The organism is Nonomuraea fastidiosa (assembly GCF_042751225.1).
Taxonomy (GTDB): Bacteria; Actinomycetota; Actinomycetes; order Streptosporangiales; family Streptosporangiaceae; genus Nonomuraea; species Nonomuraea fastidiosa.
The window spans coordinates 6722947-6746727 of record NZ_CP170570.1; the positions used below are offsets into that span (position 1 = coordinate 6722947).

Genomic DNA, 23781 nt, shown 5'->3' on the forward strand with positions numbered 1-23781 from the left:
CCCACGACGTCACCGGTGGGGAGGTATCCGATCTTACGTTGCTGCTTGTCGTACTTGACGGGCAGGGTGGCTTATCGCGCTCAGTGACCGATTTTGGGGCCCGATGTCAGGGGCTTCTCGGTGGCAGGTACGGCGTGATGTCGATCGGCGGCCGCTCACCGAGCACCAGCGCGGCGGCGATCTCGCCGGCGAACGGGCCGGCCGTCAGCCCGTACGCGCTCAGCCCCGTCGCCACCACCACCCGATCGGTCACCGGCCCGATCAGCGCCGGACCGGGAGCGTAGACCGGGCGCAGGCCGACCCGGGTCTCCGACACCGTCGCACCGGCCAGCCCCGGAGCCACCCTGAGCCCCGCCTCGATCACCTCGTCGAGCCCGCCGACCGTGACGCGCGGCGCGAACCCGACGTCCTCCACCGTCGCGCCGATCACCACCCGCGAGTCGGGGAAGCCCAGCAGGTACGGCCCCTGCCGGGGCAGGATGATCGGCCACCACGCGGTGTCCACACCCTCCAGCGTGGCGTGCAGGATCTGGCCGCGCCGCGGGAAGACCGGCAGCTCGACGCCCAGCGGCCGGCACACCTCACCGGTCCACGCCCCGGCCGCCACGATCACCCTGTCCGCCTCGATCGGCACGCCCTCGCCCGTCGGTGTCTTGCAGACGCCGGGCATCGAAGGCGCGGAGGCGACCGGCGCCGACTGCCGCCACGAGTCACCGCCGCCGGCGGCTTCGGCCGCTTCCCGCCCACCTGCCGCCGGCCTCTCAGCCTCCGGCCGGGCGGCTCCCCGCCGGTCCGTTTCCGCGCCCTCCGTCCCCGGGCGAGCCGCCTTCTGCGCCGCCGTCTCGGATGCGCCCGTCCCGGCAGCAGCGGAACCGGCGGCCCCGGAGACAGCAGCCGTGTCCCCGGGAGAAACGGCCCGGGAAGAGGCTGGAGAAGCGAGAGGCCCGCCGGGCTGATCCTCGGTGGGGTGCAGCAGGACCTGACCGCCGGGGGTCAGGGTGGCGGTGCCCGTACGGACCTCGGCGCCTCTGGCCACGGCCGCCGCGAGCAGCGCGTCGCGTACCGAGCGGCCGTCCACCCTGGCCGCGCCCGGTACCAGCAGCGCGCTCAGCGTGTCGGACAGCGGCGGGAACAGCTCGACGGGGGTCGGGACGTCCACGACCTCGCCCATCTCGGGCGCGCCCGCGTGGCGGCGGCGCAGCAGCGCCCGCACCGGCTCCAGATCGACCGGGTCCTCGGCCACCAGCAGCGCGCCCACCTTGGCGTAACCGATGTCCTCGCCCAGCTCCTCGACCAGGCCGGGGTAGTGGCGCGCGCCCTCGCGGGTCAGGCGGTACCAGTCGTCGTCCTCGGGGTGGTCGACCCACGGGCAGACGATGCCGGCGCCCGCCTGCGTCGCCTCACCGGGGAAGCCGCCGTCCACGACGGTCACCGCCGCGCCCCTGCGGCTCAGGTGGTAGGCCGCGCCGGCGCCCACGATGCCGCTTCCGATCACCACAACACGCATGCTCCCCATGTTCGCAGCCGGGGTGAGCAGCACTGACGACCGGGCCCGGCGACTTGCCATGCGGATGACCTACGCGGGCCGGCCACCTGCGTCAGCTGGGGGCGGCGGCGCGCATGCTTTCCCGCAGCCGCGGCGTCAGGAAGGACGAACGCGGCCCGGCCAGCGCCGAGTCCATCCGCTCCGCCTGGCCCTTGGTGAACATGAACATGGCCGCGTCCTCGACGTAGTCCATGTAGTTCATGAACATGTCCCCGTGGGGCGCGTTGCCGCAGCTCACCTGGGGGAAGGACGGCGCGCCGTGGTTGGGGCCGGCCTGGTTGGGGGTGTCGTCGACGAAGTCGCTGCCCGAGCAGCCGTCGCCGTCGTCGCCCCAGATGTGGCGCAGGTTGAGCCAGTGGCCGACCTCGTGGGTGGCGGTCCTGCCCCCGTCGTACGGGGCCGCCGCCGTGCCGGTGGTGCCGAACGCGGAGTGCCGGATGACGATCCCGTCGAGCTCGGGCGGCCCGCCGGGGAAGGCGGCGTAGCCGAGCGCGTCGTCCAGCTCGCACACCCAGATGTTGAGGTAGCGGTCGGCGGGCCAGGCGTCGGAGCCGCCCCGGGCGGTGAACTTGACCCGGTCATCGGTGGAGAAGCCGGTGACGTCCGTCGAGACGCGCACGACGCCGGTGGCGGGCGAGCCGTCAGGGGCGGTCTCGGCCAGGCGGAACTCCAGCCGGGCGTCGGCCACGAGGTCCCGCCACACCTGCGGCACCTTGCTCACGTCGGGGTTGGCCCGCCGGAAGTCGGCGTTGAGCACCTCGAGCTGGCTGTCGATCTGCTCCTGCCCGATGTCCTGCTCAGGGCTGTGGTGGACGACGTGCACCACCACGGGGATGGTGACGACCTCCTCCCTGCCGGGCGCCCTGGCGGTCCTCCTGGCGAACGTCTCGTTCTCGATGGCGGCGAGGGCGAGCGCGTAGCGAGGCGATGAGGCGAGCAGGCGGCGATGGACGGGCATGGTCGCGCACCGGTCGAGTCCGGGCATGGGGGCTCCCTTTCGTGCGCGCGCGGCGGAGAGGGGAACGCCGCACGGGGGGGACGTTGGCTCCTGCACATCTACCCGGATTGTAGTCGGACAATCACAGAAAGTGACGACAGGAGCCGGCGTCCCCCTGAGCAGGGCTCAGCGCAGCGGGGCCGATGCCGCCGCCGTGCCGCCGTCGCGGGCCGCCCAGCCCGCCAGCACGGTCGCGCCCTCGCCCGGGATGCGGGTCACCGGCACGGTGACGGTGGTGACCCCCTTGCGGGAGATCTTCACGACCTCGCTCCCGGCCGTGCCCTCGGCGTCGCGGACGAACAGGTGCGCCTCGCCGGGCTCCCCGGCCTGCAGCCGCACCCGTACGGAATCACGCCCACTCGACGCGGACACCACACGCGCAGCAGGGTCGGCGGCCGGCGCGCCCGCGGGCGGCACGTTCACCCGCACCGACTGCTCCAGCGTCTGCGGCGAGTCCAGGCTGGACAGCGCCGTGTCGGGGATCACCGGCTCGGGCGGCGTGACAGGCCGGTCGGCGGGCGGCTGGTAGCCGGGCAGCCTGGCCACGCCCCACCGGTACGGGTCGCCCTGCACCCCGCCCCACGTCGACCAGCCGATACGGGTCTGGCCGGTCTTGTCCTGGGTGTCGGAGTCGTACACGAGGATGTTCAGCCCCAGGTGCTCCGGATCGACCGCGCCGGGCAGCACCTCCATCGGGATCGACATCTCCACCGTGTACTCGCCGTCACCGGTCGTGGACGCCACCTTCATGCCGGGCGCGGTCTCCTCGCCGGGGCCCTGGCGGTTGTCGGCGTCCCGCAGGAAGCACGGCGGCCCCTCGGCGGTGACCGGCAGGACCGCGGTCTTGAACGTGGTGGAGGTGTTCTCGGACGCGCCGCGCGGGTCGAGCGTGACCTCCACCGCGTCGGTACGCCAGTGCCGCTTGCAGTCGGAGGACTCCAGCGCGGTGCCGAGCACGTCGTCCTTCACGTGCACCAGCACGTACAGCGTGTCGTCGTGCCAGGCGAGCTTGGCCGTGCCCGAGCAGTCGGCCGCCGACGCGCACTCGCTGCCCTCCCACCGGCGGGAGATGTCGAGCGTGTCACCGGTGTACTCGCCGTCGCCCTCCGCGCCGTCCACGGCCGGCGCGGTCTCGGCCTGCGGCACCGTGGTGGCCGGGACCAGTTCGAGCGCGGGCCTGGTGACGGCCGAGCCGCCGCCGTCGATCGTCGTGGTGATCGTGTACGCGTAGTCACCGCCCTCGTTGGAGGTCTTCAGCGACGGGTCGGAGTTGGTCACCTTGAACGGCACCGTCACCGACTCGCCCGCCGCCAGGTCCTCGAACGGCGCCTCGGTGCGCTCGGCGGTGAATCCGCCGGGCAGGTCGATGCGCACGGTGCCGGAGCGGGTCTCGGAGCCGACGTTGGTGACGACCACGCCGACCTCGCGGCTGCCGCCCGACGGCAGCGTGAGCACCGGCTGGACGATGCCGCCGAGCTGCGGCACGCCGACCTCGGCCGTCCACTCCTCGTACTGGGCGACCTGGGGGAGCGGCTGCTGCGCGGCGCGTACGGGCGGGCTCACCTCGACCTGCCGGTCGGTGTAGCCGCCGCCGTTCTCGGTGGTGAGGGTGGCCGCGACGCGCACCCGGCCCGGCTCGGCCTGCGCGGGCGGCGTGACCGTGAACGTGGCCTTCGCCGTCTGCCCGGCCCGCACCCGTCCGAGGTCGCCCGAGCCGGTGACCTGCCAGCCCTCCGGCACCCGCAGCGCCACCGTGGAGCGGCCGAGCCGGTCCCGCTGCGGCGCGCTCACCTCGGCCTCGACCGTGAACGCGGCGCCCGGCCGCACGTCGAAGTCGCTCGTGCGCAGGAAGAACCGCGTGCCGAGCGGCACGCCGCCCTTGGGCCTGGTCAGCGCGCCGTCCAGGATGTTCGCAGGCGCCGCGGCGGCCGCGCTGCCCGGCTCGGGGAACGGCACCCGCGCGTCCACCTGGGTGAAGAAGTCGCAGCCGAGCTGCTGCGGGTCGGACGGCACGTCGGGGAAGCCGGCCCAGCCCTGCGAGGCGTACTGGCGCTGCGCCTCACGCTCGATCGCCGCCCACGTCTTGCCCTGGCGCGCCGAGGTGCGGCCGCTCCAGACGCCGAAGACGTTCTGCGCCGGGTTCGCCGGCTTGTACGTCGACGAGCACGCCTCCCCGGGCTGGCCGGTGCCGCGCGCCCCGCTGGTGAGCAGCCGGGCGGGCGCGAACGGCTTCAGCCCTTCCTTGGTGATCTGCTCGGGGAACCTCTTCGGGTCGGCGGCCGCGTAGAAGGCGGCGATCGCCAGCCTGGCCGCCTCCTGGTGGTTGCCGTGGTTGCCCGGCGTCGGCGCCGGGTCCATGGTGAGGATGATCTCGGGCCGGGTCTGGCGGACGACCCTGACCACCTTCTCCAGCGTGTCGCCGCCCCACACCTGGTCGGTCAGCGGCGCGCTCACCGTGTAGTAGAAGTCGACGTCGTCGAGGTTGAACACCTCGCGCACGCCCGCCTTGCCGACGGCGGAGCGCTCCTCGGCCTCGCGCAGCAGGCCGAGCGCCGGGCCCTCCTCGGGCCCGACCGCGTTGCCGCCGCCCTCGCCCCTGGTGACGGTCACCACGCCGGCGCGCACGCCGTGATCCTCGTTCCACTGGCCGAGTGTGGACAGCGTGCCCGACTCGTCGTCGGGGTGCGCGCCGACGAACAACGCGTCCAGATCGACGGGCGTCTTGCCTGGACGCTCGTGAACAGCCGATGGGGGAGCGGCCGCCGACGCCGGGAGTGCGGGCGTGACGCCGAGGACGAGCGCGGCCGCGGCCAGCGGCGCGGTCACCGCGGTCCGCCGCCGCGCTACGGATCTTGTGATGGGCATCGAACCTCCGGGGGGTTACTCGCGGACCGCCCCCTGGAGCAGTCCGCGGACGAAGTGGCGCTGGAGGAACAGGTAGAAGACGACGACGGGCGTGGCGACGATGACCGATCCGGCCGCGAGCAGCGTGAAGCCGGAGGTGTACTGCCCCTGGAAGAACGCCAGGCCGAGCGGCGCGGTGCGCAGCGACTCGCTGGTCACCATGATCAGCGGGATGAGGAACTCGTTCCACGTCCACATGAACACCAGCAGCGTCAGCGTGACCACCGCGGGCCTGGCGGGCGGCAGCAGCACCTGCCACAGGATGCGCCAGCTCGACGCGCCGTCGATGCGGGCCGCCTCCACGATCGCCCGGCTGGAGGTCAGGAAGTAGGCGCGCATCCAGAACGTCCCGAACGCCACCGACAGCGCGACCTGCGGCAGCGTGATCGACCAGAACGTGTCGATGAGCCCCAGCGAGCGCAGATCGAAGTAGAGCGGCACCGCCACCGCCTCGCTCGGCATCATGATGCCCAGCATGAACAGGTAGAACAGCACCGTACGGCCGCGAAAACGCATGGTGCCGAAGGCGTACCCGCTCATGATCGACAAAATCACGCTGACGACCACCACGAACGCCGACACCGCGAGGCTGGTGCGCAGATAGGAGTCGAACCGGCCGATCTCCCACGCCGCCGCGAAGTTCCCCAGGCCGGACGTGCCGCCGCTGTCGGCCGGGCCGAGCGCCGCCGACAGGATCACCACGATCGGGTAGAGCGCGAACGCGGCGAACACCGTCAGGATGACGTAGTTCGCCACCCGCTCACCGCGCGAGATCACGACAGCCTCCTGTCCGCGAAGCGGTTGACCCCGAACGACACGATGAAGATCAGCACGGTCAGCGTGACCCCGATGGCCGCCGCCGAGCCGACCTGCCCCAGGCCGAAGGCCCGGTGGTAGACCTCGTACGACGGCACCGAGGTGGAGTCGCCGGGCCCGCCGCGGGTGGTGACGTACACCAGGTCGAAGGTGCGCAGCGCGGCGATCACCGTCAGCGTCAGCGCCACCGCGATCTCCGCGCGCACCGACGGCAGCGTGACCGCGAAGAACTCGCGCACCGCGCCCGCGCCGTCGAGGCGGGCCGCCTCGTACAGCTCCGACGGCACCCGGCTCATCCCGGCCAGCAGCAGCACCGTCACCAGGCCCGTCTCGAACCAGGTGCCCACCACGCCCACGGCGGGCAGCGCGAACGTGTAGTCGCCCAGCCAGCCGCGGGTCAGCGAGTCCAGCCCGAGCGCGCTGAGCAGGGAGTTGAGCGAGCCGTCGGGGGCGTACACGCGCCGCCAGGCCACCGCCACCACGACCATCGCGATGACCTGCGGAAGGAACACCACCGTGCGGAAGAAGCCGAGGCCGCGCACCTTGGCGTGGTTCAGGATCGCGGCCAGCGCGAGACCGATGACCAGCGGGAACACCGCGTAGAAGACGACGAGCACCAGCGCGTGCGCGAACGCCGCGCGCAGCCCCTCGTCGGTCACGATCGCGAGGTAGTTGTCCAGCCCCGCCCAGGTGCCGACCGACAGCCCGTCCCAGTCGTACAGGGAGAACTGCACGGCCCGCCCGATCGGGAACAGCAGGAACGCCGCATAGATCACGAAGGCGGGCAGCAGGTAGAGGTAGGCGACGCGGCGGGGTTCCCCGGGCGGTCGGGTCATCCTCCGTTGCTCTCGACGAACGAGGTGTAGTCCTTCTCCAGCTTCTCCAGGAACTCCTGCGGCGTGGCCTTCTTGGCGAGGAGGTCCTGCAGCGCCGCGCCCAGCGTGTCGGCGAACGTCGGGGTGGCGTAGTCGAGGTAGGGCACCAGCCCGTCCTTCTCGGTGGCCGTGCCGAACGCGGTGAACACGTCCTGCTGCGGACCCTCCTTCACGCTCTGCGCGGAGGTGTCGGCGACCGGCAGGTTACCGGTCTCGGTCAGCACCTTCATGGCGTCGGCGCTGGTGATGAAGTCGATGTACGCCGCCGCCGCGTCCGGGTTCCTGCTCTTGGACGTCACCGCGAACGGCAGCCCCGTGCCGCCCGTCGCCACCGGCGGGGCGTCGGCCGTCGCGCCCGGCGGCAGCATGAAGCCCAGGTCGGAGCCGAGCGCCTTGTCCAGGTCGGCGAGCAGCCACGTGCCGGCGATGAGGAACACGCCCTCGCCCTTGCCGAACGCCTGCCAGGAGGCGTCGTAGCCCTGCCCGTTGAAGCCCTTGGCGAAGTAGCCCTTGTCCACCCAGCTCACCAGCTGCTCGGCGGCCTTGAGGTTCTCCGGCGAGGTCCAGGACGCGCCCTTCTTGCCGAAGGCCAGCGTGCTGATCTGCTCCTTCGGCACCTCGCGGCCCTGCACGGTGCCGAACACGTGCACCGCCGGCCACTTGTCGAGGTTGCCGAACTGCAGCGGCACCTCGCCCTTCGCCTTCGCCGTCTCCAGCGCCGACTCGAACTCGGCCCACGTCGCCGGCGGCTTCAGGCCCAGCTTGCCGAGCTTGGCCTTGTTGTAGAAGATGCCGACGACCTCGCCGACCTGCGGCAGACCGTACAGGTTGCCCTCGCCGAACACCTTGCCGTCGGCGGTGTAGCGCGAGTAGCGCAGCACCGACTCAGGGTAGCGCTGCTTCCACCCGTAGGCGTCGGCGTAGGCGTCCAGCGGCAGCAGCTGCCCCGCCTTGACGAACGCGCCCATCGACGAGCGGCCGTTGTTGGCCTCCACCACGTCGGGCGGCTCGTTGCCGCTCAGCGCCAGGCGCAGCGTGGTGTTGAGGTCGTCGAACGAGCGGGAGACCCGGTTGAGCTTGATGTTGGGGTACTTCTCCTGGAACGCCTTGTTGAGCCGCTCCATCTGCGCCGCCTGGCCGCCGCGCACCTCCTGGTCCCACACGGTCAGCGTGACCTGGCCCAGCTGGGCGGGGTCGGTGCGCACCGCCGAGGCCGACGGCTGCGGCGGCGACGAGGCGGGAGGGGCGGAGGAGCCGGGCGCGCACCCGGCCAGAACCCCGGTGAGGGTCAGAGCGCCGGCGGCGAGCAGGGCGAAGGCTCTCGAACCGCGCGGTCGTCGCGTCGGGGCGGTCATGCGTTACTCCTTCTGGACAGGGGCGCGAGGCGTGTCCGGTTCGTCACCCTCGGGCGAGGGTCGCGGCGCTTCCGGCCGCTGCCCGGAAGCGGGGGGTGCCATGCCCACGTCGGCGTACCGGGCGATGGTGGCGGCGGCCCGGCGCACCGCTCCCACCGGGTCGGTGGGCACCAGCCGGTCGAGGAAGGCGTAGCGGCGGGCCAGCGAGCTGCCGTACGCGCCGCCGTGCGGGGCGGCCTCGCGCACCTCGTGCCACCAGTCGGCGATGTCGCCCCAGCCCGGCGCGGCCAGCGAGCCGCCGAACTGCTGCACCGCGAGCCCGGCGCACAGCTCGGCGAACGCCAGCCGGTCGTCGAGCGGCCAGCGACACAGCGTACCGAGCACGAGTCCGGCGCCGAACACGTCCCCCGCGCCGGTCGGGTCGAGCGCCGTCACCCGGGGCGCCGGCACGAACGCCTCCTCGCCCGTCGTGGAGTCGATCGCCATCGCCCCGTTGGCGCCGTCGGTCACCACGGCCAGGGGCACCTTGTCGGCGATCGCGTACAGCGCGTCGCGCGGCGTCTCCGTACCGGTGTAGGCCATCGCCTCGGTCGCGTTCGGCATGAACGCGTGGCAGTACTCGAGCTGGTCGAGCACCGAGCGCGACCAGGCGCCCGACGGGTCCCAGCCCACGTCGGCGAAGATCAGCGCGCCGTCGCGGGAGGCCAGCTCCGCCCACGAGCACGGCGCGTCGGGCGAGCCGAGCGGCTCGTCGGGCGACAGCGTCGCGATCACCGCGCGCGAACGCGGCGGCTTGCCGATCATCTCGTTGGCCGGCATCGGCGCGGGATGCCCGTGGGTCACCATGCTGCGGTCGCGGTGCACGGCCATCGACACCGTCACCGGCGAGTGCCAGTGCTCGAAGCGGCGCGAGCGCGACAGGTCCACCGACTCCTGCTCCTCGAGGGTGCGCCAGCAGAAGTCGCCGTAGTCGTCATCGCCGAACGCGGCCGCCAGCGACGTGCGCAGCCCGAGCCGGCTCGTCGCGATGGCCAGGTTGGCGATGCCGCCGGGGCACGAACCCATGCCCTCGGCCCAGATCTCGGTGCCCGCCGCGGGCATGGCGGGCAGGCCGGTGAAGATGATGTCGAGAAAGACGGTGCCCGCCAGGAAGACATCGAACTGCGGGGCATCGGGGCTGCGCTCACCGGCAAGAGGGTCGTACGCCTGGACAGACACGGGAATAAGTCCTCCTCGACACACCAGGTTCTGCGCAATCTTGCACGTTTGCTCGCACTCTGCAAGTGCTCGCGCACTCGTTTGGCGCAAGTTGCTTACTTCTGCGCGTTTTTGAATGTTAGACTCCCGGCGTGCTCCAGCGCCTCCGGCATGCCGAGATCATGCGCCGCGTCCGCGACTCGGGCGCCACGAGCGTGCGCGATCTCGCCAGTCAGCTCGGCGTGAGCCCGTCCACCATCCGCAGGGACCTCGAGGTGCTCGACCGCGACGGCACCCTGCGGCGCGTCAGGGGCGGCGCCCTGGCCACCGTCGACGCCGACGCCGACCGGCCGTTCTCCGAGGTCGCGGCCACCGACGAGCAGGACAAGGAGGCCGTGGCCGCCCGCGCGGCCGAGCTGGTCGGCGACGGCGACGTCGTCCTGCTCGACATCGGCACGACCACCATGCGGCTGGCGCGCAAGCTGCGCGGCCGCCGCGTCACCGTGGTCACCTCCAGCCTGGCCGTGCTCGACGTGCTGCGCTCCGACCCCGCCGTCGAGCTGCTGCTCCTCGGCGGCATGGTGCGCCGGCCCTACCACTCGCTCGTCGGCGTGCTGACCGAGGCGGCGCTCGCCCAGGTCGTCGCCGACCGGGTGTTCCTCGGGGCGAGCGGCGTACGTCCGGACGGGCAGCTCGTGGACACCACGCTCGCCGAGGTGCCGCTCAAACGGGCCATGATCGCCGCCGCCGGGCAGGTGGTGCTGCTTGCGGACCGGCACAAGTTCCCCGGCACCGGCGCGCTGCGCGTGTGCGGTCCTGAGGACGTCGATGTGCTGGTCACGAACGAAGGCGCCGACGAGGCGACGCTGCGCGCCTGCGCCGCCGCCGGCGTCGAAGTGCTGCTCACGTGAAAGGCTGAGGATGAGACTGGCCGTACTCGGCGGCGGGGGCTTTCGCGTCCCGCTCGTCTACGGCGCGCTGCTGCGCGACACCGCCAAGCCCCGGGTGGAGGAGGTGGTGCTCTACGACGTCTCGCCCGAACGGCTTGAGGCGATCTCCCACGTGCTGCGCGGCCAGGCCGCGGGGCACGACGACCCGCCTCGCGTGCGCGTCACCACCGACCTCGACGAGGCGCTCACCGGAGCCGACTTCGTCTTCTCCGCCATCCGCGTGGGCGGCCTGGCCGGGCGCACCGCCGACGAGCGGGTGGCGCTCGAACTCGGCCTGGTCGGCCAGGAGACCACCGGCCCAGGCGGCATCGCGTACGGGCTGCGCACCGTGCCCGTCGCCGTACGGGTGGCCGAACGCGTCGCCGCCCGCGCGCCCAAGGCGTGGGTCATCAACTTCACCAACCCGGCCGGCATGATCACCGAGGCCATGCGCGGCGTGCTCGGCGACCGCGTCATCGGCATCTGCGACTCGCCCATCGGGCTCATCAGGCGGGCGACCGGCGCGCTCGGGCTCGACCCCGCCCGCGTCTCGCCCGACTACGTCGGCCTCAACCACCTCGGCTGGCTGCGCGGGCTCCAGCACGACGGCCGGGACGTGCTGCCCGACCTGCTCGCCGACGACGCCGCGCTGCACCGGGTGGAGGAGGCCAGGCTGCTCGGCCCCGACTGGGTGCGGGTGCTCGGCGCGCTGCCCAACGAGTACCTGTACTACTACTACTTCTCCCGGCAGGCGGTGGCCGCCGGCGCCGGGCGCACCCGTGGCGAGGCGCTGCTGGAGCAGCAGGAACGCTTCTACGCCGCCGTGCGCGAACGGCCGGAGGACGCGCTGAACGCCTGGCGGCTGGCCCGCAAGGAGCGCGACGAGTCGTACATGGCGGAGGCGCGCGAGGCCGCCGACGCCGGCGAGCGCTCGGCCGAGGACCTGGAGGCCGGCGGGTACGAGGGCATCGCGCTCGCCCTCATGGCCGCCATCTCCAGAGGAGAGCCCTCGACGATGATCCTCAACGTGCGCAACGGCTCGGCCGTGCCGGGCCTGCCCGACGACGCCGTCGTCGAGATCCCCTGCGCGGTGGACGGCTCCGGCGTCCGTCCCCTGGCCACCAGGCCGCTGCCCGGCCGCTTCCTCGGGCTCATGCAGCAGGTCAAGGAGGTGGAGCAGACCGCCATCCAGGCCGCGCTCACCGGGTCGTCGCGACTCGCGGTCGCCGCGTTCGCGCTGCACCCGCTGGTCGACTCGGTGCCGACGGCGCACAAGCTGCTCGACGGCTACCGCGCCCGCATCCCCGAGCTGGCCGCCGTCTTCCCCGGCTGAGCACGCAACCGCCGGGGGACTCCCGGTTCATCGGCCGCCCCAGCCGGGGCGTGCCGGACGGCTTACAGGGCTGCGACGGCCTCCCCGATGGGGGTGTCGCCGGAGACGAGTTCGAGCGTGCGACCGGCCGTTCCCGGACTCGCCAGCAGGGCGACGATGACGGCCGCCACGTCGTCGCGCGGCACCGCGCCCCGCGGCACCTCGGGGGCCAGCAGCACCCGGCCCGTGCCCGGCTCGTCGGTGAGGCGGCCGGGCCGCAGGATCGTCCAGTCGAGGTCGCGGCGGCGCAGGTCCTCCTCGGCCTCGGTCTTGGCCTTGATGTAGGCGGCCCACACCTCGTCGCTGCCCGGCGCGGGCGGCTTGCCCGTACCCATGGCCGAGATCTGGACGAAGCGCCGTACCCCGGCCCGTTCCGCGGCGTCGGCCATCAGCACGGAGGCGGCCCGATCGACGGTGTCCTTGCGCGCCGCCCCGCTGCCCGGACCGGCCCCGGCCGCGAACACCACGGCGTCGGCCCCCTCGACGATCCCGATGACCTCATCGACGCCCGCGCGCTCCAGGTCGCACACCACGCCCTGGCCCCCGGCGGCCTCGACGTCGGCGACGTGCGCCGGGTTGCGTACCAGGCCGACCGCCTGAGACTCCGGCGCGAGCCGGGCCGCCAGCCGCAGCGCGATCTTCCCGTGTCCACCCGCGATGATGATCCGCATGTCGGCCATGGTGTCATGGACGCATGCGTGACTTCCCGCAGGCTCCCACCGCGGCGTTTCTGTTCGACCTCGACGGCACCCTGATCGACAGCGTCTACCAGCACGTGGTGGCCTGGCGGCAGGCGCTGTCCGGGATGGGCATCGACCTGTCCGTATGGCGGATCCACCGGCGCATCGGCATGAGCGGCGGATTGTTCGTCAGCGCGCTGCTGCGCGAGACCGGGCTCAAGCTGTCCAGAGAGCAGATCGACGAGCTGCAGACCCACCACGCCGAGGCGTACGAGCAGCAGGCACACTCCGTCAGGCCGCTGCCCGGCGCGGTCGAGCTGCTGGGCGAGCTGACCGAGCGGGGCGTGCCGTGGGCCATCTGCACCAGCGGCTACGCCCGCACCGCCCGGCTCGCGCTGGGCCTGCTCGGGCTCCCTGATGACACGCCGATGGTCACCCGCGACATGGTGCGCAGGGCCAAGCCCGACCCCGACCTGTTCCTCGCGGGCGCGGCCTTCGCCGGCGTCGATCCCACGCACGCCATGGTGGTGGGCGACAGCGTCTGGGACCTGCTCGCCGCCCGCCGGGCGGGGGCGCTCGGCATCGGGGTGCTGTCCGGCGGGTATGGCAGGGACGAGCTGGAGCGTGCGGGGGCCTTCCGGGTGTACGCCGACCCGGCGGACATGCTGGACCGGCTCGACGAGCTCGGTGTGCGCCAGAGCGACTGACGGGAATATCCCCGCGAACCGCCGGGCTTGATGTTGCGTATTCCCCACAGAGGAGCTGACTAATGGACTTGGCAGACATCGGCGTCACCGGCCTGGCGACCATGGGGCGTAACCTGGCCAGGAACCTGGCGAGGCACGGCTACACCGTCGCCGTGCACAACCGTTCCTACGGCCGCACCGAGCAACTCGTGAAGGAGTTCGGTGACGAGGGCGCGTTCGTGCCCGCGAAGGAGATGGCCGACTTCGTTGCCTCGCTGAAGCGGCCACGCCGGGCGATCATCATGGTGAAGGCCGGCGCCGGCACCGACGCGGTGATCGAGCAGCTCGCCGAGCTGATGGAGCCGGGCGACATGATCGTCGACGGCGGCAACGCGCATTACGAGGACACCCGCCGCCGCGAGGCCGCGCTGCGCGAGCGCGGCCTGCACTTCGTCGGCACCGGCATCTCCGGCGGCGAGGAGGGCGCGCTGAACGGCCCGAGCATCATGCCCGGCGGGTCGAAGGAGTCCTGGGAGGCGCTCGGCCCGATCCTGCAGGACATCGCGGCCAAGGTCGACGGCGTGCCGTGTGCCGTGCACGTCGGTCCCGACGGCGCCGGGCACTTCGTGAAGATGGTGCACAACGGCATCGAATACTCCGACATGCAGCTCATCGCCGAGTCCTACGACCTGCTGCGCCAGGCCCTGGGCGCCACCCCGGCCGAGCTCGCCGAGGTCTTCAGGGAGTGGAACAGGGGCGACCTCGACTCGTACCTGATCGAGATCACCGCCGAGGTGCTCGACCAGGTCGACGCCGAGACCGGCAAGTCGTTCGTGGACATCGTGGTCGACCAGGCCGAGCAGAAGGGCACCGGCCGCTGGACCGTGCAGAGCGCGCTCGACCTGGGCGTGCCCGTGACCGGCATCGCGGAGGCCACGTTCGCCCGCGCCCTGTCCGGCCACCCCGAGCAGCGCGCCGCCGCCCGCTCCCTGCGCGGTCCGAACCTGTCCGGCGTCGGCGGGCGCGAGCTGATCGAGGACGTCCGCCAGGCGCTGTACGCCTCCAAGATCGTCGCGTACGCCCAGGGCTTCGACCAGATGGCCGCCGCCTCCAAGGAGTACGGCTGGGACCTCGACCTCGGCGCCATGGCCACCATCTGGCGTGGCGGCTGCATCATCAGGGCCAAGTTCCTCGACCGGATCAGGGCGGCGTACGACGCGAACCCGAACGTGCCGACGCTGCTCGCCGACCCGAGCTTCGCCGGGGCGCTCGAGGCGGCCCAGGAGTCGTGGCGGCGCGTGATCACCACGGCGGTGCAGATCGGCGTGCCGACGCCCGGCTTCTCCTCGGCCCTGGCCTACTACGACGGGCTGCGCCGCGACCGCCTCCCGGCGGCGCTGGTGCAGGGACTGCGCGACTACTTCGGCGCGCACACCTACCGGCGGGTGGACAAGGAGGGCACCTTCCACACCGACTGGTCCGGCGACCGCACGGAACGTCCGGCGTAGCCCGCTACCCGGCGCTGGGCGGCTTCGTCATGGCGGAGCCGTTGGCGAGGGCCGTCACCACGCAGAAGCCGAACGGCCCGGCGGCGTCGTGCACGGTCACCTGACCGGTCGCGACGCCGCCGTCGCTGACGTGGCCGGTGCTCTCCATACCGATGAGGTCGCCCTCGGGCGGCCTGGCCAGGGTCAGCGTGTAGTCGGCGTTGATGAACCGCAGGCCGTCGGCCTGGGAGTTGCTGAGCGGGCTGGCGAAGTCGGCGGCCAGCGCGGCCCGTACGATCGGGGTCAGCGGTTCGTCGTCCACCAGCGCGAACCGCTCGCGCATCCACACCCGGCCCGGCCCCGGAGCGCCCCACGGCGTCACCCGCCACAGGTCGAACGGCGGCGTCCACGGCCCGTTCGCCTCAACCGGCGGTCCTTCGGGCGGCGGCACGTCCCAGGCGGGCGTGACCAGCGACCGCTCACCGCCGGGCTGCTCGCCCTCCCGCAGCAGCACCGCACTCGCCCGCGCGATGACACCCTGGGCGGTGGAGATCGTCGCGTCCGCCACGCGGATCCTGCGGCCGTCTCTGACCAGGGAGGTCTCGACGGTGACCGGCAGCATCGGGCTGTTGCGGAACAGATCGACGGTCAGCCGGGCGAAGCGCAGGCCAGGCCGGGCGTGCCGCTGCTCGATCGCGCGTGCGGCCAGACCGCCGAGCAACCGGCCGTGCAGCATGCCGGGGGACCAGGGACCACGGGCGTGCGGCGCGGGGACGTACTCGTCCCGCTTGAGCGTGAAGAACGCTGACTCTGACGACACAGAACGAAATTCTAGAGCAAGGTGCGCGCGTGAGATCGCTCGCCGCCGGATGAGCGGCTACCGGCTACCGGCGGCGCAGCCGGCGAACGAGCGTGGCATTGCGGCCGGAATGTGGGCTGTAGGGCTCCTAGCCTGCCGCGCATGCCATCGCTCATCGACGACCACGTCATCGACATCGCCCAGGACGAGCTCGACGACCTGCGCGAGCGCCTCGCCGGCACCCGCTGGCCGGACGCGCTCGACGCGCCGCCATCCAGGGCACCAGGCCGCAGACCCTCTCCTACGCGCTCACCGACTCACCGGCCGGGCTGCTCGCCTGGAACCTGGACGCGTTCGCCTCCCGGGGCCGGGACGTCGGCGGGCTCGACCCGGGCGACATCCTCACCAACGTCGCCCTCTACTGGTTCACCGGCACGGCGGGCTCGGCAGGCCGCCTGTACAAAGAGAGCCTGCCCGACTGGGCCCCGCCCGCCGCCCCCGATCCCACGCCGACCGGCATCGCGGTCTTCCCCGGCGACACGACCGTGCGGCGGTACGCCGAGCGCGTGCACAACGTCGTGCACTGGTCGGAGTTCGAGCGCGGCGGCCACTACGCCGCCGTCCAGGCTCCCGACCTGCTCGCCGACGACATCAGGACGTTCTTCGCGAAGCTGACCTGACGGGCCGGGCCGGCCGCTGCGGCTGCCCGGCCGTCCGGCGAACGCGAATGCCCGCACGCGGCGGGGCCGTTGACCGGCGACGCGAGCACCCGCGCGACCGAGCGGCTGGGACAGGGGCGAACGCCCGCGCGGTGGCCGGGCCGCTGGGCTCGGGTAGGGACCGCCCCCAGCGGCCCGGCCGTGCCGTCTAACCGGCGGCCATGATGCAGAACGGATGCCCCTCGGGATCGACGAGCACCGTCCAGCCGTCACCGCCAGGCTGGAACTCCGGCACCGTCGCACCCAGCGCGACCAGCTCCTTCTTGGCCGCCTCGACATCGGGCACGGTGAGGTCGAGGTGCGCGTGCTTGCCGCCACCCGGCCACCCCGGCCCTTGATAGCCGTCGATCCGCTGGAACGACACCGAGACCGGGCCGCCCTCGAGCGACGCGAAATCGGCGTCGCCCGTCTGCTTCCAGCCGGTCGCCTTGGCGTAGAAGCCGGCGAGGGCGACCGGGTCGGCGCAATCGAACACGATGGACGAAATGTTCGCTGTCATGGAGCCCAGCGTGCCGGGGGAGCGGCGGCCCGGTCTTGAACATCCTTGCGGCCCTCGGACAGTGGCCTCAGCGGGTGCGGACGAAGTGGAACGGGCAGTGCGTACCGCCCGTCCCGATGGTGGTGCGGCGCTCGAATCGGAAGCCGTGCCGGTCGGGCGCGATGGCCTCGATCCAGTTCGCGTCGAACGCGCACATGACCGGAGTCAGCTCCGGCGCCCCGTTGGCGAGCAGGACATCGTGGTAGAAGCACCGGCGCACCTCGACGTGGTAGCGCTCGCCGTCGTCGACCGGCCGGGCGAAGACGAACCCCTTGCCGAACGCGTGCTCCTCACGCGACTTGCTCAGCTCCACCATGGCCTGGAACGCGTCCTGCGCGCCGTCCAGCATCGCCCGGGTGCCCTCCTTGAGGGAGTCGCCGAGCGGTGCGATGAAGGCCGCGCGTACGGCGGCGATCGCCTCTTCCCTGCCCAGCCTGGGCGAGAGGACCTCGTACGCGGCGACCAGAGCCAGGGTCATGCGCAGGTTGTGGCGGGCAGGCTCATCGACGATCAGATGCGCGTTCGCCGCTTCGAGCTCGTCCTGACGCGCCCGCATGGCGGCGGTGAGAGGCGCGTACTCGGGCAGTGCAGTGGCGAGGTGCTGGTAGAAGGCGTCCAGCAGCAGCGCCGTGTCGCGCTCCGGATCGGGGACGTAGTGGTCGGCGCCGGTGAGTCCGAACGGGTCGGTGGACATGCGGTTCCTTTCGTGTACGGCTCGGCGCGTACACGACCGCGATCCCGCCTGGAGGCACGACCGGCCGTGCTCGCGACCGAGCGAGCAGGCCAGCGCACTCCACCGACCGACCAGGCGCTGACAAGCTGTTGTCGATGTGTCGCCGCCCAGTTTGGCACGAGCCCGGCGATCACGTCCACGGCCGCCGAGGCTGCGACGGGGCGGAATTGTCGGAGGCGGTGGCTAACGTTTCCGGCGTGCGTTCGTCAGTGTCTCTGGCCTCCGGTCCCGGGTTCCGGCTCGACGTCGTGACCTGCGTCGACGATCACCGCCGGTGGTCGGCTCCCGAGGTGAGCGACCGCTATCGGGTGGTGCTGGTGCGGCGGGGCGTGTTCCGGCGGATGACGCGCGGGCGGGCCGTCGTCAGCGACCCGACGATGGCCTACATCGGGCTGCCCGGCGAAGAGGAACGCTTCGCCCACCCGGCGGGCGGCGACGTCTGCACCTCCCTGTCCCTGTCGCCCGGTTTGTGGCGTACGCTCACCAGCGCGATGCCGCTCCACGACGGCGCCCGTACGTCCGGCGACTCCGGCCCAGCCTTCGCGGCGCCGGCGTTCTACGTGGACGCCCGCCTCGACCTCGCCCACCGCCGCGTCCTCAGGGCGGCCCGCGACGGCGACATCGCGTACGAGCTGCCCGAGACCCTGATGCTCCTCCTCCGCGCCGCCCTCGCCCCGGCCACGTCCGCTGGTGATGGCGCTCCGTCCCACGTCACAGCGGCGCCTACCCGGCGCACCGCCGCAGGGCCGGGCGCGCAGGCCGGTCCGCGCGGCGAAGCCCCGGCGATGATCTCTGCACAGGTGGCGGGGCGGACGCACGCAGCACTGACCCCGTCGCAGGCGCCAAGGAGGGAGGACGCGGTGACCGCGTCTCGGGTCGCTGGACGGATGGACGCGGGGGTGACTTTGTCCCGGGCTGCGGGGCGGATGGACGCGGGGGTGACTTTGTCCCGGGCTGCGGGGCGGATGGACGCGGTCGGCATCGTTGGGGCCGCCCGTGAGGCGTTCGCCGCCGACGTCCCGGAGACCGCCACGCTCACGTCGCTGGCGGCCTACCTCGGCGTGTCCCCCTACACGCTCAGCCGCGCCTTCACCCGCGAGCTGGGCGTCTCCCTCACCCACTACCGCAACCGAGTGCGCGTCGGAAGGGCGCTCGACCGGCTCGAAGACGGCGCGCCGAGCCTGGCCGAGCTGGCCGCCGACCTGGGCTTCGCCGATCAGGCCCACCTCACCAGGACCATCCGCCGCCACGTCGGCCACACACCGACGGCGGTGCGCCGCCTGCTCGGTGCCCGGCTACCGTGACGGTCCCGGCTCGCGAGCATCATCGGTGGTCGCCTTCGGCGCAGCTGCGTTCCGTGGCGGCGGTCGGCCGCACGTCTGCGACTGTGTCGGCTGCTGTCCGCGCGGGAGCCACGTGCCGGCGCCTGTTGCGGTTCGGCTCTTGCAGGAGGCCCTGTCCATTCGGAGGTGTCGTCATCGGGCCGGTGCGTGGCGTCTCCTGCGGGCAGGCGAGCAGAGGGCGCGAGCTTCCGGGGCGATGCCGTGGTCGTGCGGCGGGCGGGGTGGATTTTCGGAGGGTGCGCGCCGTAAGCTCCCCCAATGCGTGATCTAGGTGAGGACCCCCGCCCCGCCCGGGGCGCCGTACGTGAGGTCTACGACGTGCGCGGCGCCGCCACTCTGGCGTACTCTCCCGACCTCGACGGCCTGGCCGACCCGGGGGAGATCGTGTGGGCGTGGGTGCCGTACGAGGAGGACCCGTCCCGGGGCAAGGACCGGCCGCTGCTGGTCGTGGGACGTGCCGGGCGGCGGTTGCTCGGCATGATGCTGTCCAGCAAGGGCGACGACGGCCCCGAGTGGCTGGAGCTGGGACGGTGGGGGAACGACGACCGCGTCTCCTACGTCCGCCTCGACCGGGTCTTCGAGCTCGACGAGGACGACATCAGGCGCGAGGGCGCGGTGCTGGACGGTGAGCGGTTCGCCAGGGTGGCGGCCCGGCTGATGAAGCTGCACGGCTGGAAGGTGGGCAGGTGAGGTTCTCGCCTGCGGCCCGGTCGTTCGTGGCGGGGCTGCTGGTGAGCAACAGCGCACCCCACCTGGCCACGGCCGCCACGGGACGCCGCCACCTCACCCCGCTCGCCGGCCGGCGCTCCGGGCCGGGCGTGAACCTGGTGTGGGGGCTGGCCAACCTGGTCGGCGGGCTCGCGCTGCTGCGCTCGGCGGCCAAGACCGGGCGTCCGGGCGATGCCTGGGACGGGCGGCTGGTCGCGTTCGAGGGCGGGTGCGTGGCGTTCGCGGCCTGGATGGCCGCCACCGAACGCCTCACGCACATGAATCACAAGGAGCGGTCCGCCGATTGACCGGTCTTCGGTGGCCGTGCCCCCCACGACGTCCACGACCGCCGCGCCTCACACGGTGAGCCGTCCCGCCCGGACCGCCCTGCTCCCAGGTTTGAGCCGACCGGGCGGGACGGTCAGGTCATTCCAGGGCGGCTCGCGCGCGTTCGCGGCATTCGGCGAGCGTCAGGCCGGCCAGGGCCTCCCGTACGGCGGGGACGCACACCGGCGCCATGGACAGGCTGGTCACCCCCAGCCCCACCAGCAGCGGCGCGAGGAGCGGGTCGCCCGCGGCCTCCCCGCACACCCCCACCGGCTTGCCCGCCTCCTGCCCGGCCCGCGCGCACATCGCGATCAGCTCCAGCAGCGCGGGCTGGCGCGGGTCGAGGATGTCGGCGAGGGCGGAGTGCTGGCGGTCGGCGGCGAAGGTGTACTGGGCGAGGTCGTTGGTGCCGATGCTGAGGAAGTCGACCTCCTGCAGCAGGCGGTGTGCGCGCAGCGCCGCCGCCGGGACCTCGATCATGACGCCCACCTTGGCGATGCCCTTGGCCCTGGCGCGGCGGGCGAACGCGCCGGCCTCCGCGACCGTGGTGACCATGGGCGCCATCACCCAGGGTTCGGTGCCGGTGCGGCGGGCGGCCTCGGCGATGGCGTCGAGCTGGGTGTCGAGTACGTCGGGCAGCAGCCGGTCCACGCGCAGGCCGCGTACGCCGAGCGCCGGGTTCTCCTCGCGCGGCAGGCCGAGGAAGGGCAGCGGCTTGTCGGTGCCCGCGTCGAGCGTGCGCACGATGACGCTGCCGCTCCCCGCGAACACCTCGGCGTACGCGCTCACCTGCTCCTCATGCGACGGCGCCTGCTTACGGTCGAGGAACAGGAACTCCGTCCTGAACAGTCCGACACCCTCGGCGTCCGGCCGCAGGTCGGCGGCCGAGCCGATGTTGAGCAGCAGCCTGACCGGGTGACCGTCGGCGGTCTTGCCCGGCCCTGAACCGGCGGCGAGCCTGGCCCTGCGTGCCTGTTCGGCCTCGGTGACCGCGGCCGCCTCCGCCTCGGTGAGGCCGACGGCGATCTCGCCGGTGGTGCCGTCCACGCCGACGACGGTGCCGTCCTGAAGGTCCATGACGCCCTTGCAGGCCACCACGGCGGGCAGACCCCGGGCGCGGGCCAGGATCGCGGTGTGGCTGGTGGGCCCGCCGCGCTCGGTGACCAGCGCCAGCACGTCGTCGCCCAGCCCCGCCGTGTCGGCGGGGGAGAGGTCGTCGGCGGCCAGCACGTACGGGTGGCCGGGGTCGGGCAGGCCCGGCATGGGCAGACCGAGCACCGACGCGACGGCGCGGTGCTTGAGGTCGTCGAGGTCGGCGGCGCGTTCTGCCAGGTAGCCGCCGAGCGCGGCCAGCGCCTCGCGGTGCTGGGCGAACGCGGCGTCGAGCGCGTGGGCGGCGTCCACGCCCGAGGCGGCCCTGGACTCGGCGTCCTCGCGCAGCATCGGGTCCTCGCAGATCATGGCGAGCGCTTCGAGGATCTCGGACGCCTCGCCGCCGGCCTCCGCCGCCCGCCTGTTCAGGTCCTGGGCCACCGCCTCCAGCGCCTTGCCGACCGCGGCCACCTCCGCCGAGGGGTCGCCGACGGCGCGCGGCGCGGGCAGCGCGGGCGGGCCGGCCATCCGCAGCACCGGCCCGGCCGCCCGTCCCTGGCTCACACCGAGCCCGGCCAGCCGCCCCGCGCTCCCTTTCCACTCCCCCTCCCCGGCATCGGGGGACGGTGACGCGGGGACGGGCGGGGCGGTGTCGTCACGCATCGGGGGCCTCTTCCGCGTCGAGGTCGCGCGCCAGCAGCGCCGCCAGCGCGTCCAGCGCCTCCTCGGCGCCCGGCCCGTCGGCCTCCAGCGTGACCTCCGTGCCCTTCACGGCCCCCAGCGACAGCACGCCCAGCATGCTCTTGGCCGGTACTGCCTTGTCACCGGCGCGGATCGTCACCGGCACGCCCGCCTTGGCCGCCGCCTGCACGAACAGCTTGGCGGGGCGGGCGTGCAGGCCGCTGGCCGAGGCGACGACCACCGTACGTTGTGCCATGGCAGGACCTCCTAGGGCTCGATGGTGACCTTGATGGCCTCGCCCCGGCTGACCAGGTCGATGCCGTCCAGCACCCGCGGCAGCGGCAGCCGGTGGGTGATCAGGTCGGACACCACCACCGACCCTTCGGCGACCAGCTTCAACGCCTGGGCGTTGTTGGCGGGGCTGGAGCCGTTCGCGCCGACGATGGTCAGCTCGCGGTAGTGAACGAGGTTGGAGTCGAGCGAGATGATCGGGTTGTCCTTGGGCAGCCCGCCGAAGAAGCTGATGCGGCCCTGCCTGGCCGCCATCCGCACCGCTTGCTCCTGGGCGGCCCCCGAGGCGGCCGCGGTGATGACGACGTCCGCGCCGCGCCCGCCGGTCAGCTTCAGCACCTGCTCGACGGGGTCGCTGTCGATGGCGGCGTCGGGGCGTACGAGCTCGGCGGCCATGGCCAGGCGCTCGGCGTTGACGTCCACCAGGAACACCCGGTTGGCGCCGCGCGCCCGCGCCAGGCGGACGTGCAGGCAGCCGATGGGCCCCGCGCCCATGACCACGACGTCGTCGCCGGGCCCCACGCGGGCCAGCGTCTGGCCGTTGATCACGCACGCCAGCGGCTCGGCGACCGACGCCTCGGCGAAGCCCACCCCGTCGGGGATGGCGTTGACGCCGTCGACGGCGAGCACCTTGGCCGGGACGATCATGTACTCGGCGAAGCCGCCGTCGTAGTGGTAGCCCATCGACTCCTGGTTCGGGCAGACGGTGAGCCGCCCGCGCCGGCACTCGCCGCAGGTACCGCACGGGATGGCGGCGATCACCTGCACGCGCGCGCCGGTGTCGACGACCTCGCCGGCGATCTCGTGGCCCATCACGCGCGGCGGCACGATGTGGTGGTGGCCGAACTTGAAGATCTTGGCGTCGGTGCCGCACGTCGAGCAGTTGCGTACCCGGATCTTCAGTTCGCCCGGACCGGCGACCGGCTCGGGCGCCTCTTCGATCCGGATGTCGCCTGGCGCGTGGAAACGCGCGACCTTCATGTCAGCTCCTTCATCACCTGGGAGACCTCGGTGGCCTCCCGCAATGTCCGCGCCCTGCCGGGGTCGAGCAGGATCTCGGCGAGCGCCGCCAGCAGCGGCACGTGCCCGTCGTCCTTGGCCGCGATGCCGACGCAGAGTGTCACCTGCTCGCCGTCCCAGTCGACGCCGTCGGGGAAGCGCACCACGCAGATCGCGTCGCGCTTCACGGCCTCCTTGGAGGCGTTGGTGCCGTGGGGGATGGCGACGCCCTCGCCGACGTAGGTGGAGATCGAGCGCTCGCGTTCGAGCATCGCCTCCACGTACGACTCGGCGACCGCTCCCACCTCGACCAGCGCCCGCCCGCACCGGCGGATGGCCGCGGTGCGGTCGGGGGCGCTCTCGTGCAGCAGCACGGCCCGCGGGTCGAGCAGGCCGTCACGCATCGACCGTGCCGCCGTTCTTGATGGTGTTCACGAGCTTGGTCACCGCCGGGTCGCCGAGGAAGATCTGGAACGGGATGAGGACCTTACCCGGGGCGGCCGCCCTGGCACGGGCCGCCAGGCCGGAGTGGCAGACGATCACGTCGGCGTCCTCGGGGATGTTGTTGACCGGGGTGTGCTCCACGGTCACGCCCGTGTCCTTGAGCTGCTTCTTGAGCTGGGAGGCGAGCATCACGCTGCTGCCCATGCCCGCGTCGCAGGCCACGATGACCTTGCGGATGTCCTTGCTGTCGATGCCGGCCATGG

At 72.9% G+C, this 23781-nt stretch carries 23 protein-coding genes; 7 read left to right on the top strand and 16 right to left on the bottom strand.

Annotation, left to right across the window (positions count from 1 at the left end):
* Positions 1–106: 106 nt before the first annotated feature.
* The 7 genes from ACFMQL_RS30735 to ACFMQL_RS30765 all read right to left on the bottom strand — a co-directional run bounded on the left by ACFMQL_RS30735 (position 107) and on the right by ACFMQL_RS30765 (position 9711).
* Positions 107–1507, bottom strand: coding sequence for an NAD(P)/FAD-dependent oxidoreductase (locus ACFMQL_RS30735; protein WP_378788261.1), 1401 nt, complete (start codon positions 1505–1507; stop codon positions 107–109).
* A gap of 91 nt (positions 1508–1598) precedes the next feature.
* The gene (locus ACFMQL_RS30740; RefSeq protein ID WP_364053237.1) at positions 1599–2531 is read right to left on the bottom strand and encodes a zinc metalloprotease; all 933 of its coding nucleotides are present in this window, start codon (positions 2529–2531) and stop codon (positions 1599–1601) included.
* A gap of 138 nt (positions 2532–2669) precedes the next feature.
* Complete coding sequence (locus tag ACFMQL_RS30745; protein ID WP_378788264.1) at positions 2670–5408, bottom strand: sugar-binding protein; 2739 nt, start codon at positions 5406–5408, stop codon at positions 2670–2672.
* 15 nt (positions 5409–5423) lie between these two features.
* Positions 5424–6224 carry a carbohydrate ABC transporter permease gene (locus ACFMQL_RS30750; protein WP_364053231.1) on the bottom strand — a complete coding sequence of 267 codons (801 nt, stop codon included), beginning with the start codon at positions 6222–6224 and terminating at the stop codon, positions 5424–5426.
* Positions 6221–7099, bottom strand: coding sequence for a sugar ABC transporter permease (locus ACFMQL_RS30755; RefSeq protein ID WP_364053228.1), 879 nt, complete (start codon positions 7097–7099; stop codon positions 6221–6223). Before ACFMQL_RS30755 ends, ACFMQL_RS30750 begins: the two co-directional genes overlap by 4 nt.
* Positions 7096–8493 carry an extracellular solute-binding protein gene (locus ACFMQL_RS30760; protein WP_364053225.1) on the bottom strand — a complete coding sequence of 466 codons (1398 nt, stop codon included), beginning with the start codon at positions 8491–8493 and terminating at the stop codon, positions 7096–7098. Before ACFMQL_RS30760 ends, ACFMQL_RS30755 begins: the two co-directional genes overlap by 4 nt.
* A gap of 3 nt (positions 8494–8496) precedes the next feature.
* A complete protein-coding gene (locus tag ACFMQL_RS30765; RefSeq protein WP_364053221.1) occupies positions 8497–9711 on the bottom strand; it encodes a PfkB family carbohydrate kinase in 1215 nt (404 codons plus the stop codon).
* Positions 9712–9842: 131 nt separating this feature from the next.
* Here ACFMQL_RS30765 and ACFMQL_RS30770 point away from each other — a divergent pair, with 131 nt between their 5' ends.
* Together ACFMQL_RS30770 and ACFMQL_RS30775 are read left to right on the top strand one after the other, a co-directional pair.
* A complete protein-coding gene (locus ACFMQL_RS30770; protein WP_364053218.1) occupies positions 9843–10601 on the top strand; it encodes a DeoR/GlpR family DNA-binding transcription regulator in 759 nt (252 codons plus the stop codon).
* 10 nt (positions 10602–10611) lie between these two features.
* Entirely contained in the window at positions 10612–11952 is a 1341-nt protein-coding gene (locus tag ACFMQL_RS30775; RefSeq protein WP_364053216.1) for a 6-phospho-beta-glucosidase, read from the top strand.
* 62 nt (positions 11953–12014) lie between these two features.
* Here ACFMQL_RS30775 and ACFMQL_RS30780 read toward each other — a convergent pair whose 3' ends face one another.
* On the bottom strand, positions 12015–12662 hold the full coding sequence (locus tag ACFMQL_RS30780; RefSeq protein ID WP_378788267.1) for an SDR family oxidoreductase: 648 nt from the start codon (positions 12660–12662) through the stop codon (positions 12015–12017).
* A 23-nt stretch (positions 12663–12685) separates the two neighbouring features.
* Here ACFMQL_RS30780 and ACFMQL_RS30785 point away from each other — a divergent pair, with 23 nt between their 5' ends.
* Positions 12686–13378 (top strand): HAD family hydrolase, encoded by a 693-nt coding sequence (locus tag ACFMQL_RS30785; protein WP_378788269.1) that lies wholly within the window; start codon positions 12686–12688, stop codon positions 13376–13378.
* 62 nt (positions 13379–13440) lie between these two features.
* Positions 13441–14865, top strand: a complete 1425-nt coding sequence (gene gndA / locus ACFMQL_RS30790; protein WP_364053208.1) for an NADP-dependent phosphogluconate dehydrogenase — start codon at positions 13441–13443, stop codon at positions 14863–14865.
* Positions 14866–14869: 4 nt separating this feature from the next.
* Here the strand turns inward: gndA and ACFMQL_RS30795 are convergent, their stop codons facing one another.
* The 3 genes from ACFMQL_RS30795 to ACFMQL_RS30805 all read right to left on the bottom strand — a co-directional run bounded on the left by ACFMQL_RS30795 (position 14870) and on the right by ACFMQL_RS30805 (position 17594).
* Positions 14870–15664, bottom strand: coding sequence for an acyl-CoA thioesterase domain-containing protein (locus ACFMQL_RS30795; protein ID WP_378788271.1), 795 nt, complete (start codon positions 15662–15664; stop codon positions 14870–14872).
* Positions 15665–16510: 846 nt separating this feature from the next.
* Complete coding sequence (locus tag ACFMQL_RS30800) at positions 16511–16861, bottom strand: VOC family protein (RefSeq protein ID WP_364053202.1); 351 nt, start codon at positions 16859–16861, stop codon at positions 16511–16513.
* A 67-nt stretch (positions 16862–16928) separates the two neighbouring features.
* Positions 16929–17594: an L-2-amino-thiazoline-4-carboxylic acid hydrolase gene (locus ACFMQL_RS30805; protein ID WP_378788274.1), complete on the bottom strand. Its 666-nt coding sequence runs from the start codon at positions 17592–17594 to the stop codon at positions 16929–16931.
* A gap of 236 nt (positions 17595–17830) precedes the next feature.
* Here ACFMQL_RS30805 and ACFMQL_RS30810 point away from each other — a divergent pair, with 236 nt between their 5' ends.
* From ACFMQL_RS30810 to ACFMQL_RS30820, 3 genes are all read left to right on the top strand, one after another.
* Positions 17831–18937: a helix-turn-helix domain-containing protein gene (locus tag ACFMQL_RS30810; RefSeq protein WP_378788276.1), complete on the top strand. Its 1107-nt coding sequence runs from the start codon at positions 17831–17833 to the stop codon at positions 18935–18937.
* A 297-nt stretch (positions 18938–19234) separates the two neighbouring features.
* Positions 19235–19666: a type II toxin-antitoxin system PemK/MazF family toxin gene (locus ACFMQL_RS30815; RefSeq protein WP_364053193.1), complete on the top strand. Its 432-nt coding sequence runs from the start codon at positions 19235–19237 to the stop codon at positions 19664–19666.
* Positions 19663–19992, top strand: a complete 330-nt coding sequence (locus ACFMQL_RS30820) for a hypothetical protein (RefSeq protein ID WP_364053190.1) — start codon at positions 19663–19665, stop codon at positions 19990–19992. Before ACFMQL_RS30815 ends, ACFMQL_RS30820 begins: the two co-directional genes overlap by 4 nt.
* Positions 19993–20110: 118 nt before the next feature.
* Here the strand turns inward: ACFMQL_RS30820 and ptsP are convergent, their stop codons facing one another.
* The 5 genes from ptsP to ACFMQL_RS30845 are packed head-to-tail and all read right to left on the bottom strand — an operon-like array spanning position 20111 to position 23779.
* Positions 20111–21766, bottom strand: a complete 1656-nt coding sequence (gene ptsP, locus ACFMQL_RS30825) for a phosphoenolpyruvate--protein phosphotransferase (RefSeq protein ID WP_364053187.1) — start codon at positions 21764–21766, stop codon at positions 20111–20113.
* A complete protein-coding gene (locus tag ACFMQL_RS30830; RefSeq protein WP_364053184.1) occupies positions 21759–22040 on the bottom strand; it encodes an HPr family phosphocarrier protein in 282 nt (93 codons plus the stop codon). The genes ptsP and ACFMQL_RS30830 overlap by 8 nt, the downstream gene beginning before the upstream one ends.
* Positions 22041–22051: 11 nt before the next feature.
* Positions 22052–23056, bottom strand: coding sequence for a zinc-dependent dehydrogenase (locus ACFMQL_RS30835; protein WP_364053181.1), 1005 nt, complete (start codon positions 23054–23056; stop codon positions 22052–22054).
* Positions 23053–23478 carry a PTS sugar transporter subunit IIA gene (locus ACFMQL_RS30840; protein WP_364053178.1) on the bottom strand — a complete coding sequence of 142 codons (426 nt, stop codon included), beginning with the start codon at positions 23476–23478 and terminating at the stop codon, positions 23053–23055. The genes ACFMQL_RS30835 and ACFMQL_RS30840 overlap by 4 nt, the downstream gene beginning before the upstream one ends.
* Positions 23471–23779, bottom strand: a complete 309-nt coding sequence (locus ACFMQL_RS30845) for a PTS lactose transporter subunit IIB (protein ID WP_364053175.1) — start codon at positions 23777–23779, stop codon at positions 23471–23473. The genes ACFMQL_RS30840 and ACFMQL_RS30845 overlap by 8 nt, the downstream gene beginning before the upstream one ends.
* Between the last annotated feature and the right edge of the window lie 2 nt (positions 23780–23781).